Origin of the sequence: Nostoc sp. FACHB-110 (assembly GCF_014697425.1) — a bacterium.
Lineage (GTDB): Bacteria > Cyanobacteriota > Cyanobacteriia > Cyanobacteriales > Nostocaceae > Nostoc_B.
On the sequence record NZ_JACJRU010000023.1, the window covers coordinates 30,111 to 43,800 of the forward strand.

Annotated in this window: 11 protein-coding genes and 16 tRNA genes; 2 read left to right on the forward strand and 25 right to left on the reverse strand. The window is 40.3% G+C overall.

Going from position 1 to position 13,690, the window contains the following annotated elements:
* Positions 1–74 precede the first annotated feature (74 nt).
* From H6G69_RS19850 to H6G69_RS19870, 5 genes are all read right to left on the reverse strand, one after another.
* Positions 75–758 (reverse strand): Crp/Fnr family transcriptional regulator, encoded by a 684-nt coding sequence (locus tag H6G69_RS19850; protein ID WP_190690862.1) that lies wholly within the window; start codon positions 756–758, stop codon positions 75–77.
* Between the two features lie 200 nt (positions 759–958).
* Complete coding sequence (locus tag H6G69_RS19855) at positions 959–2,140, reverse strand: pilus assembly protein PilB (RefSeq protein WP_190690863.1); 1,182 nt, start codon at positions 2,138–2,140, stop codon at positions 959–961.
* 262 nt (positions 2,141–2,402) lie between these two features.
* Positions 2,403–3,590, reverse strand: a complete 1,188-nt coding sequence (locus H6G69_RS19860) for a HetZ-related protein 2 (protein ID WP_190690864.1) — start codon at positions 3,588–3,590, stop codon at positions 2,403–2,405.
* 852 nt (positions 3,591–4,442) lie between these two features.
* Positions 4,443–4,793 carry a carbon dioxide-concentrating mechanism protein CcmK gene (locus H6G69_RS19865; protein ID WP_190690865.1) on the reverse strand — a complete coding sequence of 117 codons (351 nt, stop codon included), beginning with the start codon at positions 4,791–4,793 and terminating at the stop codon, positions 4,443–4,445.
* 88 nt (positions 4,794–4,881) lie between these two features.
* Positions 4,882–5,193: a carbon dioxide-concentrating mechanism protein CcmK gene (locus tag H6G69_RS19870; protein WP_190690866.1), complete on the reverse strand. Its 312-nt coding sequence runs from the start codon at positions 5,191–5,193 to the stop codon at positions 4,882–4,884.
* Between the two features lie 115 nt (positions 5,194–5,308).
* On the opposite strand from H6G69_RS19870, the gene H6G69_RS19875 reads away from it, so the two are divergent.
* Positions 5,309–6,196, forward strand: coding sequence for an alpha/beta fold hydrolase (locus tag H6G69_RS19875; RefSeq protein WP_190690867.1), 888 nt, complete (start codon positions 5,309–5,311; stop codon positions 6,194–6,196).
* A 334-nt stretch (positions 6,197–6,530) separates the two neighbouring features.
* On the opposite strand, the gene H6G69_RS19880 is transcribed toward H6G69_RS19875, so the two are convergent.
* From H6G69_RS19880 to H6G69_RS19890, 3 genes are all read right to left on the reverse strand, one after another.
* Positions 6,531–7,070, reverse strand: coding sequence for a Dps family protein (locus H6G69_RS19880; protein WP_190690868.1), 540 nt, complete (start codon positions 7,068–7,070; stop codon positions 6,531–6,533).
* Between the two features lie 287 nt (positions 7,071–7,357).
* Complete coding sequence (locus H6G69_RS19885) at positions 7,358–7,720, reverse strand: hypothetical protein (RefSeq protein WP_190690869.1); 363 nt, start codon at positions 7,718–7,720, stop codon at positions 7,358–7,360.
* A gap of 590 nt (positions 7,721–8,310) precedes the next feature.
* Positions 8,311–9,480, reverse strand: coding sequence for a hypothetical protein (locus H6G69_RS19890; protein ID WP_190690870.1), 1,170 nt, complete (start codon positions 9,478–9,480; stop codon positions 8,311–8,313).
* Between the two features lie 755 nt (positions 9,481–10,235).
* On the opposite strand from H6G69_RS19890, the gene H6G69_RS19895 reads away from it, so the two are divergent.
* The gene (locus H6G69_RS19895) at positions 10,236–11,258 is read left to right on the forward strand and encodes a tetratricopeptide repeat protein (RefSeq protein ID WP_190690871.1); all 1,023 of its coding nucleotides are present in this window, start codon (positions 10,236–10,238) and stop codon (positions 11,256–11,258) included.
* 14 nt (positions 11,259–11,272) lie between these two features.
* Here H6G69_RS19895 and H6G69_RS19900 read toward each other — a convergent pair.
* From H6G69_RS19900 to H6G69_RS19980, 17 genes are all read right to left on the reverse strand, one after another.
* Positions 11,273–11,344, reverse strand: a tRNA-Lys gene (locus H6G69_RS19900).
* Between the two features lie 398 nt (positions 11,345–11,742).
* A tRNA-Pro gene (locus H6G69_RS19905) sits at positions 11,743–11,816 on the reverse strand.
* 1 nt (position 11,817) lies between these two features.
* Positions 11,818–11,896: transfer RNA gene (locus H6G69_RS19910), tRNA-Leu, on the reverse strand.
* A gap of 6 nt (positions 11,897–11,902) precedes the next feature.
* Positions 11,903–11,979: transfer RNA gene (locus tag H6G69_RS19915), tRNA-Leu, on the reverse strand.
* A gap of 6 nt (positions 11,980–11,985) precedes the next feature.
* Positions 11,986–12,087: transfer RNA gene (locus H6G69_RS19920), tRNA-Gln, on the reverse strand.
* A gap of 3 nt (positions 12,088–12,090) precedes the next feature.
* Positions 12,091–12,163 (reverse strand) — tRNA-Gln (locus H6G69_RS19925).
* A 5-nt stretch (positions 12,164–12,168) separates the two neighbouring features.
* A tRNA-Asn gene (locus tag H6G69_RS19930) sits at positions 12,169–12,244 on the reverse strand.
* A gap of 6 nt (positions 12,245–12,250) precedes the next feature.
* Positions 12,251–12,324: transfer RNA gene (locus H6G69_RS19935), tRNA-Phe, on the reverse strand.
* Between the two features lie 82 nt (positions 12,325–12,406).
* Positions 12,407–12,481: transfer RNA gene (locus H6G69_RS19940), tRNA-Arg, on the reverse strand.
* A 50-nt stretch (positions 12,482–12,531) separates the two neighbouring features.
* Positions 12,532–12,618: transfer RNA gene (locus H6G69_RS19945), tRNA-Ser, on the reverse strand.
* A 4-nt stretch (positions 12,619–12,622) separates the two neighbouring features.
* Positions 12,623–12,705: transfer RNA gene (locus H6G69_RS19950), tRNA-Tyr, on the reverse strand.
* Positions 12,706–12,709: 4 nt separating this feature from the next.
* A tRNA-Glu gene (locus tag H6G69_RS19955) sits at positions 12,710–12,780 on the reverse strand.
* 11 nt (positions 12,781–12,791) lie between these two features.
* Positions 12,792–12,863, reverse strand: a tRNA-Trp gene (locus H6G69_RS19960).
* A gap of 2 nt (positions 12,864–12,865) precedes the next feature.
* Positions 12,866–12,941 (reverse strand) — tRNA-Met (locus H6G69_RS19965).
* Between the two features lie 9 nt (positions 12,942–12,950).
* Positions 12,951–13,023, reverse strand: a tRNA-Cys gene (locus H6G69_RS19970).
* An 83-nt stretch (positions 13,024–13,106) separates the two neighbouring features.
* Positions 13,107–13,210 (reverse strand) — tRNA-Asp (locus H6G69_RS19975).
* Positions 13,211–13,329: 119 nt separating this feature from the next.
* Positions 13,330–13,479, reverse strand: coding sequence for a hypothetical protein (locus H6G69_RS19980; protein ID WP_242051385.1), 150 nt, complete (start codon positions 13,477–13,479; stop codon positions 13,330–13,332).
* Between the last annotated feature and the right edge of the window lie 211 nt (positions 13,480–13,690).

Genomic DNA, 13,690 nt, shown 5'->3' on the forward strand with positions numbered 1-13,690 from the left:
GATTGCGATTTTGAGTGGGATAGATAAATTTTCCCAAGCAGGGGAAGTGGAGTGACTTGACTGTGAAAACAAAACTAGACTTTGCCTGCTAAATTCATCAACTGTTTAAAATTAACTAATGAAATGATGTTATTAACACTATCAATGATGATCCAGCCTTTTTCATGTAATTTTTCCATAATTTTGGTGGTTTCTTCTACACCAATTTCTGTTACCTCTGCTAAATCTTTAAAAGGAATATTAAAAATTTCTTTACCTTGATGTGTTTCTTGTCCATAACTTTCACCTAAATTGACTAAAGTATGAGCAAGTTTGACAGCGGGTGGTGAAGAACGGATTTGCAATCTTTGGTTAATTTGTCGCAATCTTCGCACCATTAATTGCAACATTCGATGATGTAATTGTGGGTCTTTAAATAAAATTTGAATAAACCGTTCTCTGGAAATACTTAGTAATTTGACTGGCGAAAGAGCAATGACATCTGTTGAACGCGGAGATTCATCAAGAATTGCCATTTCGCCAAAAAAATCGCCTCGCCCTAAAATTGCGATCGCTACAGAATCATCTCCTGAAGTTCGCCGGACTTTTACCCAGCCGGATACTACGAAGTAAACTGCATTACCCCAAGCATCTTCCATGAGTACCGCTCTGCCTGCTGGATATTCGTGTTCAATTGCTACATTGAGCAGCCATTCTAATGTTTGAGGGTTGGCTGTACTCAATAAAGGGAAAAGTTCACTAAAAACCTCTGTCTGCATGAAATATCTTTAAAAATTAATTAAATAATGGAAAATAAGCTGACTACTATAAGTTTTAAAACCGCAACCATAGTATTAATACATACTTTTACAATATTGATTTACACAATAAATCTATGGTATTGGTCTAATCGTCCATTACAACATAACAATTCTCTAGGGGATCGAAATCAGCGGTTTTACTGACAGGATGTTTATTTCTAATTTACGCCAGAATCGTTATTAGCGGTCAGGATTTTGACTTGTCTATCTAAATTTTCTACTATTTGATTTAAGGCTACTAAAGCATCTGATTGCTCTGTAGTCAGGCTAGAGTTGAGTAAAAGGCGTTGATTTAGTTCTTGTAACTTATAGTTGAGTTGTTGGGAAATTCCTAAAACATCGCGGCGTAGGCGAGCTAATTGTTGCTGCTGATAAAATTTTAAGGCTGCTCCCCGTAAAACTTGCAGGGTTGCTTCTTCACCATAAATTCCTGGCATCACTCGCAGGCGTAATAACAAACGATTTTGTTGATACAAACATTCTTTCTCTACTTGTTTTGGTTCGGAAATGATGGTTACAGGTAGCCCAGCAAATCGCTTTAATTCATTGAGTACGCCTTGGAAAACCGAAAGAGGTAATTTATCTAATACAGATTGCACAACGCCGTTATCACTCCACAGAATCTTACCTTGATAAGGTTGTCTTTCTAAATACAAGCGGCCAATTCCCCCACCGAGAACTCGCCCTAATAGTTCTTCTAGCAGTTGTTTTGGTGGAAGTGCTGGTAGCAATTCTACAGGCGTGGTTAACTGTGGAGTTGGCACTGGCAAAATACTCAAGTTAGTTAGCAGTGCTGCTTCTTTGGCTAAATCTTCTCTGGTCTTTTTGCTTTGGGTGGTAGGTTCTGATAGGGGAATATATTCAGAATTGGTTGTTTTGCCAAATTCTGATATTTGTGATTGCTGGCTTTGGGATGTGACGATATCTGGGTTTGTTTTTTGTTCTGATTTGGCGGCTAAGTCTGCTTTTGGATGACTAAAGGTTGTGATTTCTAAACTGTGGGTATTTTTATAGTTGAGATAGGCTGATAGTAGCTGGCGATGGCTATCAGTAGGAATTTCTTGAATGACCATTGTGCAGTGGATATAAGTCAAGATGCGATTCACATAATCTAGTGCGCCGCTGTCTTGAGGATGTACCATACCCAGCGTTAGTACGTTGTCTTCTAATTGAAAGGGCAAAATTTGGTGGTATAAGCAAGCTTCAAATGACAAAAGACTTTCAATGAGTTCAAATACCTGTTGAAGATTGCTGTCTAGTTCTAAATTGATAACTGTGTTGGGTGCTATTTGTTGCTTGCTGATATCGATATCAGGGGATTTGTCCTCAGAAGACAACATAAATTTTAATGGCTGAAAGTTTGCTTATATTGTATTTTGCTCTAAATTCGTTGGCAGTAAATAAAGATACTTTGTTACCTTGTTAAAGTTAAATTAATTACTTTGGTTAATCAGCACATCAGTTAAATGGGGTCAGGGAGTATCAAGAAAGATTGCTTGGAGAAAAGCTCTTTCAGTTGCCTCCCGCATAGTCCCAAATCAACTGCTGTTTACATGATGCTGGTGTTTCAGGTTTGAATTGCGGCGATCGCTCTTGATTGTGTTATTCTTCGGTTCTCAGTGATTGGGCTGCGAGATAAATTTTTGACCATTCGCCCATTGCCTGATGGGTTTTGAGTTTTAACTGTTGGGCGATTGCTTCAATGGAGTTACCTGCTTTACGTAAATCTAGTACTTGCCGCCCAATGGGGGTTAATTGTGTATACAGTTTTTGCCATTGGCTAGGTGTGAGTCCCAGATTATGTTCTTGCAAGGAAGTAGCTAACCAGCTATCTACAAGTTCTGGTTTATCTTTAAGGGCAAAGACCCGCACTGCATGATAGCTAATTTTTTCTCGCAAGCGATAAATTTCACGGATGGGTTTATTTAGTTGCTTGGCAATTTCGTCTTGAGTTTTGCCTTGGAGATACAATCGTAACCAATCTACGGCTTCTTGTCCGAGATTGGCTTGTAGGTACTCAGCGAATTCTTGTTGAACTGTTTGCCGTAGCGATTGCTGCTCTTCTAGTTGTTGTGCTTCTTGATATTCGGCTATGGCTTGTGTGTCTACCAAGTTGATGCGGTTATCACTATCATCGGTGAGAATTTCTTCGGAAACTAATCTCACCATATCGCTACCGGGAACTTGGGTTAAGCCACCACGTTGTGTCCGGCGCAGGTAGTTGACAAAGCGATAGACTAATAACGGTTGATTGCGGACTGGTCGCAAAGCATACTCTTCTATGGTGGCAAACAGTAATGTGTCTTGCAGTCGTCTATCGGTGGTAAATTCAGCGATGCAAGCCATTTGCTGCTGCATATAAGTATCGTTTTGCAACAATTCTTGGATGACTTCTTGTAATACATCCATGACACTGCGTTGGCGATCGCGGCTTAAAGCTACCCAAGTTTGAATTTTATTACGTAAAGAAACCAAACTGCCCAATCGGGTAATTAAGTTGCGATAAGCTTTATCTCTGCCAATTCCTAAGTAGCGTTGACGTAAAATTTTCCAGCGATACTCCATCGCTTGCTTGGCAATTTCTAGTTCTTTGGGTTCGAGTAGTTCAAACCGTTGTAAATCTCTGCCCAACAGCCAACGTACAATACTTTCTGTTGTCGTTGTACTGTTGTCTGGGCATTCTTCGGCTAGGCGGTTGCGCCAATACTGTTCTAGTTTTTCCGCATCCTTGGCCATAGCGAGATTGCGCTCCTCGAAACCCTGTTTTAAAGTTTGCATCACAACCCCCATACATCGCACTTAAATGTTGATTGGCAATTGTTCAGGAATCTATCAGACTGATCGAGACATTTCCGCGATTCTATTGTTATTTACGTTTTTATTCCTAAACTTTATGCAGAAGTTTGAAAATTGCTGTTTTTGTTTTGATTTTTTAATGCTAGAGATGCCTGTATTGAAAGCTTTTTGCCATCTTAGAAAAATCTAAATTTTTGTAAATTTACACTGAAATTTTTCGCACAATATCCTTACCCTAAAGGGCAAAATATCACTTAAAAAGCACAATTCAGTTTTTGTGAAAGAATTAAGAAGATTTCCTTCAATTGAGACGTGATATTACTTAAATAAGTTTCATCTATGAGAGTCTTGCTTGTATTTGGGATGATATGTAATTTTTTTTATCATTTCTCTGTAGCTGGCAGGGCTAAGAGCAGCAATTTGTCTTTCACTCCTTGATTTTTCGATGACTCTAACCGAGGTCTTGCCCTAGGGAAGCGATCGCTAATAATACAATTCTCTAAGCATATTGCCAAAAATTATGAGAATTTTATGAAAATTACATTAAAAATTTCCCACCTGACCCAACAAATACTGAAAAACAGGTAAAAAATTAAAGGGTTCTTTTTCCTCGAACCCAGCATACTCAATTAATAGTGGCTACTATATTTTTGTGATGAGAAGTATTTTATCAACCTCTAGAGTTAACACTCGTGACTTGGCTGTTATTTACATTCAATAGATTAAGATTTCACCATAATCTTTAGCAAAAAGTCAATAGTCAAACACCCAGGATTAATGGTTATTTAACGCTGAGACTGTAGACTTTTGACTTTAGCTATCAAATAAATGGCTCGTAAATTTCAGTTATCTACCGTTAGAAGACCGAATAATGGGATTTTCTACAGAGTCACGGTACTGTTGTACAGCTTCGGTATAGCCAATTGGTAAAACAGCCTCAACGTTCTCGTGAGGACGGGGGATAATGACCCAAGACTCTAAGGTTCCACCATGAACATTTTCTGCGGCTTCTACACCAGCGGCCATTGCGGTTTTAACCTCAGAAACATCTCCACGAATATTCACAGTAAAACGCGCACTCCCAACTCGGATATACCCAACGAGGGTAACTCGTCCAGCTTTTACCATAGCGTCTGCTGCCGCTAACACAGCAGGAAAACCTTTAGTTTCCAGCGCACCAACCGCTTGTAGTGACATTCTTCATCTCCTGATATGAATAAAACCTATGTAGGGCTACAAGATTAATTGTAGAAAGCTTCGTTACAAATTTTAATGGCGAAACCGTTTAGAAAATTCGGAAAGGCTCAGATTTTTGGGTGAAGTGGATAGGTAAAATTGTTTCCACATTTTCCGGGGGGTTAGGAACTATGTAGTGGGTGATCACTTCACCACCATAAGCTTGTTCTCCAGCGGCTATTCCTGCTTCAACGGCTCTTTTGACTTCAGCAACTTGTCCCCGGACAGCAACTAATAAGCGAGCGCTTTCTGCCTGACCATAATACACAAGTGTAACTGCGGCAGATTTGACCATTGCGTCTGCTGCGGCTAACACAGCAGGAAAACCTAAAGTTTCGATTACGCCAACCGCCATTGGCATGGCATCAGCTCCTGAGACAATAATAAGTGATATATATTTTACGAGGGTTTTGTCCTAGTTGTGACATTTGGGACAGTTTTTTTCCTGGGTAACTAGGTGTTGTAAACTATAACTTATGTTTCCAAGCTTTTTACCTGCCACAGTTGGGCAATTAACACAACCAGAATCGATCGCATTAGCTCGCAGTATTCAACGTCAAGCGATCGCAACACCCTTATCTGAGCAACCAATCACCACAACCTATGTTAAACAGGGCAGTGGTGGCACACCAATTTTATTAATTCACGGGTTTGACAGTTCCGTATTAGAATTTCGCCGACTGTTGCCACTTTTAGGCGTAAAGAACGAAACTTGGGCAGTAGACTTATTGGGTTTCGGTTTTACTGATAGGTTGACAGGCATAGCATTTAGCCCAGTTGCCATTAAAACCCATCTATATTATTTCTGGAAAACGCTGATTCAGCAGCCCGTGATTTTGGTGGGTGCATCGATGGGTGGTGCAGCCGCGCTTGATTTTACCCTCACTTATCCAGAAGCAGTAAAAAAACTGGTATTAATTGATAGTGCTGGGTTGCGTGGGGGTTCACCCTTAGCAAAATTTATGTTTCCGCCATTGGATAATTGGGCAACTCAGTTTTTGCGTAGTCCTAAAGTACGCGATCGCATTTCTCGTGCTGCTTATAAAAACCCTAGTTTGGCTTCCTTAGATGCATCCTGTTGTGCGGCATTGCATTTAGAAATGCCTAGTTGGCATTTAGCTTTAATTGCTTTTACAAAAAGTGGTGGTTACAACGCTTTTAGATTTAAAACACTAGCACAAATCAAGCAACCCACCTTAATTCTTTGGGGCGACTCCGATAAAATTTTAGGCACAACAGATGCTAAACGATTTAAACGAGCAATTCCTCATAGTCAACTCGTTTGGATTCAAGATTCAGGCCATGTGCCGCATCTAGAACAACCACAAGTCACAGCCAAGCACATTCTAGAGTTTTGTGAGTAATATCCTGTTTACAAGCTGACTTTTCCACATAACGTGAAAAGTCAGAGGGTGTGGGGTGTAGGGTGTAGTAAGACTTTTTTCTTTTTCCACTCAGCTACACCCAACCCCCTACCCCCTTTCTTGACAAAGGTTTTAGGACTTGCCTTGAAAAGTCAGGTTTACAAGAAGCTCCCCGACTTTGGCAAAAAGTCGGGGAGCTTCTTGTTGAAGAATGATTTGGAACTGCTGTAGATATAGCTGTAGTCACTTAGCTGAGGACAGTGTTGATAGCTTAATTCTTTCTCCCTGCCCCCCTGCGACCCATTTGTATCAAATTTAAAGTGAAACGGTATAACTACACGCCTACAGGGGTTTTGCTTCCTGTTTCTGGTTGTGTGCCATCTGGCTGCAAATCTTGTCCTTCAATAAATGAGCGCAACATCCAAGCCATCTCTTCATGTTCTTCCATGAGTCCAGTTAAAAAGTCAGCAGTTCCTTCATCATGGAAATTTTCACTAGATTGGTCTATGTGTTCTCTAAGGTTGCGAATAATTTGTTCGTGGTCTTCTACAAGATTAGATACCATTCCTGTAGCAGTAGGAATATTACCTGAATGTTCTTTGAGAGTAGCAATTTTGAGAAAGCCTTCCATTGAACCAACAGGATAACAACCTAAAGCCCGAACCCGTTCTGCTAAAGCGTCAATATTTTCTGTCAGTTTCTCGTAGTGTTCTTCCCAAAGCTGGTGCAAACTGCGAAACTGAGGCCCTACAACATCCCAGTGATATTTTTTAGTTTTTACTAACAGTAAATAGGCATCTGCTAAATCTTGATTTAACAAATTGGCGACACCTTGGCGTTGTTCTTCTGTCAAACCAATGTTAATTGCACGCATTGATTTTTGTTCCTAACTAGACTCATTTACTAAGTTCACAAAAATCAAACTTCTTTTTCATCAACCATAGGAAAGATTACCTCAGCGTGATTAATTACAACTTAAGGTAAACCACATTTCTAACTTGTAATAGACACAAAAATTATGTAAATACGAAGAAGTACCTTGTTTATAACTATTAAACAAAGTACTTACTTTCTATTTCAAGATTTAGAAATTCCTAGGAATAAGAGAGTTAACCAATTAGCATTCCCAATATATCTAGTTGCTAATCATCCTCATGAGGATTAGTCGTTTTTACCAGTAACTTTTTCTAAGAAGTTTTGCACTTCATCTTCAACCGAAGTTGCACTTTGGGAATTGCCGGGACGCTTCATTTTATCAATATCAGCATCACCTTGCACTTCGTTAAGACCTTTATTGGATTCTTCTTGCACTTTTGCCCGTCCAGGAGGTGCAGAACGGCTAATTTCGTCGGTTTTCTTTTGAGTTTCCAGCAATTGTGTAGTAGCTTCTGTTGGCTTGCTTTGATAGCTATCAATTGCAAAAGCAGGAAAGGCATTAGTGAACAGCATTAATGCACAGGTAAACGCTACAATTAGAAAACGTACTGGACGTAATAGAGATAAAACAGAAGTGATATTCTTCATTGGAAATCCTCAACAACAGCGTTAACAAGAAATAAGTTATATTTTTCAGGGAAGCTTGTATCCTAATTTATACAAAACTAGGCACATAATGATTAATTAATGCTTCAGCCTTAGTTATTTCGAGGTGAATGTTTGAATAAACATCAGCAATGTGTAGGTGCTGTAAATGAGTCTATTAACAAGCATCAATAGCGCTCATATTCTTTGCCTTTTTCACAATGATTTTGCTCTCGAATTTCACCTAACTTATATTTAAGTGAAATCATCCTACCTTGGGATCGACCTGTAGGGTGAACTTAATAGCATCTGGATGAGAAATAAAATCAATCTGTAGGTAGAGCCACTAAATATCGACAAATTTGGCAATTTATTGCTCTAATTCAGCACTGATAAGGCAAGATAACAAAATAGCTAGTTCCAAGTACAGCAAATTCCTGGTACTTATCTCTCACTGACTCACTTGCTTTGAAGAATTATCCCTGGCGGAAGTAAACTGACTTGCGATCGCCCAAAATTAATTAGTAATAGTTCCCACAAGTTCATTCAACTAGTTATTCACTGCTTTGCGATGAGGCGCACTCCCAGCAAGTTCACTTAGTCTTAGTCGCATTTTGTTGAGCATAGCTAAGATTCCGCTGATATTCGATAATTTTTTGCTGCGCTACTTCATAATTAGCGCTCGATAAAGGTACTGATTGCATCATTGATATAGCAGCCTTCCATTCTTTAACAATGTTTTCCCATTCTGTGGGAGATTTAGCTGATTGTGTCAAATTAGCTGCATTGATGGCTTGATTCACAGCCTCACGAAAATTATCAGACGGAGGTGATACTTGAAGCAATTCAGAGTTGACCGGTGTAGGTATTGGTTGTGGTGTTTTTGATAAAGTTAGTGATTGACTCTTAGAAGAAGTAGAAAATATCATTTTAGTTTGAATAGTGGGTAACTGTATTATTAAGTATAAAGCTGCAATGATTGATGGAATCAATAACAGCAGGAACCTTTTTTGCTTTGTATTCCAGGTATTTTGTTTCTTGATTTGATTAACTTTTGGCTCAATTTGAGGATTTATATTTGAAGATGTCGCATATATTCCCATTTCGTTTCGTAATTTATTAAGCTCTATATTTACTTCTATAACAGGATTATTTTTATTTATAACTGATTCTTTTTTGACAGAATAAATGGAGATATATCGTCGTTTAACCAAGTATTCAATATGATATATTACAGAAGCAGTTGAAATGTAAAACAGTCCAAATATTCCTATGATTATTCTTTGATATTCTGTATAGTAAATAATGGGTTTATCATAACTGATATTAAATACAGGAAGAAAAAAAGTAGAAAATAAAAATGCTGTTAGTACAGAAACAATAATTACCAGCCAGCCATATAATCCTTCCCACCAGCTCATTAATCCTGGTAGTATTCCTTGGGTTTTACCGATTTCTGGGGATTGAATTTGGGAAATAAAATTACTAATAAATATGTGCAAAAAATGATGCGTAAAAGCAATTACTAAAATGGGTGATAGAATAATTAATATGGAAAGTATAACAAACAGTTCTATACTTTTTGTAAAAGTAATTATGTGGTAACTTACCTGTCCAGATTTTTCTAATACAAAGAGAATAACTCGTAAAAACATTGCTAAAATTAATGCTTTTAGCCACGCAGTAGGATAAGGAAACCATACAGGCCAGTATGAATTTTCTTGTCCCTGTTTCGTGGAATCCAGAAAATTTGGCTTTTTCATAACCGCTAAAAGGGAAAATTGAGAAAATAAACTACTAGTTTTAGAATTCCCCCTTTATAGATAAAACAATCATTTTTAGCTGATTACTACATATATAAATTTATATCTTGCACCTAACCTTAGCCACGAGAAGTAGCACGTTAGTTGCTTCTCCTAATCGGAGAGACTACCTGAACAAGTTTGCAAAGGCGACGACAGTCTCATCAAGTCAGGAAACATTTCGGTAGTTCCTCTAAGGGTCAACCGCCAACACCAGACTGTCTCACTAATGCACTGGCTTGGCTATACAAACTAAATCCATGTGCGCTGCTAGACGATTTCCCTCCACAACCAACTGGCCTTAGCAAGGTTCGGGTAGCACTCCCTTGGGAAGAAGAAACCTCATGATTCTTATCGGCGTGGCCGCGACTTCTATTCACCTGGGGCAAAATATTTACTAAAGACGTTTTAAATAGGTTCGTCTTAATTAACTAAAACTGGGCTGATTGTTTCAATTTACGTCAATAAAACTCATTAAATCTCTTAGTTTATGCCTTTGCAACCATAAGCTATATCACTCAGCTTTTTATCGAAGAGTTTAGATATTATTTTCTGAATAGGAGACAAAATATACCACAATTTACTATTTACATCCTATACCTGAAGGTAGAGAATAATGTTTAACTTTAATGTGGGCAATCTCAGAAAAATTATCTCCTAGGGATGTTTGCTCAAGAAGAGCCTGCCTAATTTATCTCCAGTGCAACTGAGGTCAAATGACGCAATCTTTCAATCCAGTCCAAGAGTGGGAACAACGTCGTGATCAAGCAACCCGCTACTACCAAGAAGGTAAACTGCAAGAATCTATCGCTCTAGCAATTCAAAATTTAGAGTTAGCGAAAGAAATGTGCGATCGCGCTAAAGAAGGTCATACATTAAATGACCTTGGTTTAGCTCACCTTGGTTGCTGGCAACCTCAAAGAGCATTGGAGTGTTTTGAGCCAGCCCTTGCCATAGCTCAAGAAATAGGCAATAAAAAAGCAGAAGCAACAGCCCTAAGTAATATAGGTTCTAGTTACAGCCGCCTCGGAAAGTTTTCCCAAGCACTGAATTATCTAGACAGAGCTTTAGTAATATTTAGAAAATTGCAAGATGCTCAAGGGGAAGTTTCAACTCTTAACGATGTAGCCCTGATTTATACCAAACTAGGTGAACCAAAACGAGCATTGTTATTACAGCACCAAATTCTCCAGATGCGGCGAATATTAGGAGATTTTTCTGGTGAAGCAACAACACTAAATGGTCTTGCTTTTATCCACAGTATTTTGGGTAATTATGAGCAAGCTCTAGAATTTTTGCAAGAGGCACGCTCTATTCAAAAAGCCTTCAAAAATTTGGTTGGTGAAGCAACTACTATGAATAATATTGCTTCCATTTACAGCGATTTAGGGCAACCTAAACAAGCACTGCTAATTTACTATCAAGTACTTTTATCTCGTCGCGCCCTTAAAGACATCTCTGGTGAAGCCACAACGCTGAACAATATTGGTTATGCTTATAGCCTTCTAGGAAATAACTGGCAGGCAATGAAATTTTATAAACAAGCCATTGCAATTTATCAAGAATTAGGCGATCGCTTAGGAGAAATTTCGACCTTGTTGAATATGGGTAATTTATACGCCTCAACCAAGCGTAAAAAGAAAGCACTATCTTGCTATCAAAATGCCCATGAATTGTCTCAGCAAATTGAGTATCAACCACTCTCTAAGAAGGTGCAGCAGCATATAGATGCTCTGTAGAAGTTGATTAAAAATGGGTGGTAGAGGAGTCGAACCTCTCTATGACGGATTAAAAGCCCGTTGCACAGCCGCTATGCCAACCACCCATGAATAAGGAATGGGAAGTAAAATCCACCAGGGAGGTACTGCCCCTCCTGTTTCTGTGTTATCAGCACAGCGCCTCACTTTTCGGCTTCAGGTGGAAGGCGGAAGATGCAGGAATCGTAGACGAGGTAGCGGCTTCCCGAAGGGTACCTGCAAAAAACTAGATCCTCGGTCTAGTGCGTCTTCCGTTCCGCCACGGGAGCTTATACCAATTCGCAATTCGCAATTAAAAAACTTAGATGTAGCAAGGATTTTAGGGTTTACATATTTCTCAGATTTTTCGTGAAATGGTATTAGTACCCCTGACAGGATTTGTAGACGCGAAGCGGCTTCCCGAAGGGTAGCTGCAAAATCTGGACTCTGATTCCAGCACGTATGCCAGTTCCGTCACAGGGGCATATCGGGATGGCAGGATTTGAACCTGCAACCTTCAGCTCCCAAAGCTGCCGCGCTACCAAGTTGCGCCACATCCCGTTGGTACTCCTGGTGGGAGTTGAACCCACACAATTAACAGATTTTAAGTCTGCCGCCTCTTCCAGTTGGGCTACAGGAGCTAGTGTTGGTACTCTTGGTGGGAATTGAACCCACAACATACCGTTTTTGAGACGGCAGCCTCTTCCAATTGGGCTACAAGAGCAAAGTTTGGCAGCCCTGCCAGGGGTCGTAGACGCGAAGCGGCTTCTCGAAGAGTACCTGAAATCTTCGCCTTCAAAGGGCGGGATGTTGCCAATTACACCACAGAGCTTTATTGCCAGGGCAGGGTTTGAACCTGCAACCTCATCGTTCAGAGCGATGCGACTTTCCAATTCGTCCACCCGGCAATGAATGGCTGCCTCGGCAGGGTTTGAACCTGCGACCTTTCGCTTAACAGGCGATCGCTACTACCACTGAGCTACGAGGCAACGCAGCCCCCCAGGTCGGAATTGAACCGACGACCTCCTGTTTTTCAAACAGGCGCTACTACCAACTGAGCTACCAGGGGATAAGAAGGAGAGATGGGTAATTACCCCGTGGACTGGTTTAATTCAACTTGAATCAGCCACTCCACCACCTCTCCTATGTAACGAGAGCGGAGGGATTTGAACCCTCAAGTCTTCAGTTTCGTAGACTGAGATGTTATCCAGTTACACCACGCTCTCAATAGGGGTTAGGGGCTAGAGGCTAGTATTTTGACTCCGCACTTTTAAGGCGGAGAGGACAGGATTTGAACCTGCGACGGTCATTAAACCGTTTCCTCTTAGCAGGAGGATGCTTTTAGCCACTCAGCCACCTCTCCACAGTGGGTCGAGCAGGATTTGAACCTGCGAACAAAATAGAACAGTTTTACAGACTGTCGCCTTTAACCAGACTCGGCCATCGACCCATAATTCCCCCGACGAGAATTGAACTCGCATCTCCGCTTTGAAAGAGCAGCGACTTAACCGTTCGTCCACGGGGGCAGAAGTAGAACGCAGGGACTAGGATTTGAACCTAGAACATCGGATTTGGAGTCACGAGGTGTTGCCGTTACACTATCCCTGCATTGGTGGCAGTAGTGGGAGTTGCACCCACATCAACTAGGGTATGAACCTAGTACTTTGCTAGTTAAGTTACACTGCAACGTACCAAAGGCTGAGGTGAGAATCGAACTCACGATGTCGGTTTTGCAGACCAATGCCTTCAACCACTTGGCTACTCAGCCGTTTGGGAGCCTTGACGGGAGTTGCACCCGCTTCTCTGTGCTTGAGAGGCACAGCGACTTATCTAGTCGTCCACAAGGCTACACGGGAGTAACGAGACTTGTAGACACCCTTTGGGTGGCTTCCCGCAGGGTACTCGCAACCTATCGCTCGACAGGCGATCGCTCTCACCATTTGAGCTATACCCCCATGTTTGATATCTGTGCCTAATGTTTAGGCTCATAGGCACAGAAGATTTTTGGTGAACTTGCCCATTCCTTATTCAGTTTTCAAGGTTCGGAAAAATTACTTGGCTTGAGAAAAAACTTTTAACCAAATAACCGACGCTCTAAGTAATAAACCTGTTGTGTATTACTGATGTATTCGGCGGTTTTCGCTTGAGCCAATTGAGAATTTTTGGCTTTGATATCCTCTACTTCTGGTTGTTTAGAAGTGAGAGATGCTTGTTTGACTGGCAACTTTCGTTGATTCCAGTGCCTGTTCCGTATGTTTGTGTAGAACATGACTTTTACCGTTGGGAGGCTTTGTCTTTCGCCTCACTACATATATAGTACATATATGCTACAAAAGATGTCAAGGGGTTGAGGAAAAATTTTTAAAAATTGCTGAAAATCCTTGTATTACTTGACTTTTAGCTGGTTAACATTTATAAGAAGTAAAACTACAAGC

Excerpts from the sequence above, each read along its gene's own strand:
- H6G69_RS19850 (WP_190690862.1), bottom strand. The coding sequence starts at position 758 with ATGCAGACAGAGGTTTTTAGTGAACTTTTCCCTTTATTGAGTACAGCC.
- H6G69_RS19855 (WP_190690863.1), bottom strand. The coding sequence starts at position 2,140 with ATGTTGTCTTCTGAGGACAAATCCCCTGATATCGATATCAGCAAGCAA.
- H6G69_RS19860 (WP_190690864.1), bottom strand. The coding sequence starts at position 3,590 with ATGGGGGTTGTGATGCAAACTTTAAAACAGGGTTTCGAGGAGCGCAAT.
- H6G69_RS19865 (WP_190690865.1), bottom strand. The coding sequence starts at position 4,793 with ATGTCACTACAAGCGGTTGGTGCGCTGGAAACTAAAGGTTTTCCTGCT.
- H6G69_RS19870 (WP_190690866.1), bottom strand. The coding sequence starts at position 5,193 with ATGCCAATGGCGGTTGGCGTAATCGAAACTTTAGGTTTTCCTGCTGTG.
- H6G69_RS19875 (WP_190690867.1), top strand. The coding sequence starts at position 5,309 with ATGTTTCCAAGCTTTTTACCTGCCACAGTTGGGCAATTAACACAACCA.
- H6G69_RS19880 (WP_190690868.1), bottom strand. The coding sequence starts at position 7,070 with ATGCGTGCAATTAACATTGGTTTGACAGAAGAACAACGCCAAGGTGTC.
- H6G69_RS19885 (WP_190690869.1), bottom strand. The coding sequence starts at position 7,720 with ATGAAGAATATCACTTCTGTTTTATCTCTATTACGTCCAGTACGTTTT.
- H6G69_RS19890 (WP_190690870.1), bottom strand. The coding sequence starts at position 9,480 with ATGAAAAAGCCAAATTTTCTGGATTCCACGAAACAGGGACAAGAAAAT.
- H6G69_RS19895 (WP_190690871.1), top strand. The coding sequence starts at position 10,236 with ATGACGCAATCTTTCAATCCAGTCCAAGAGTGGGAACAACGTCGTGAT.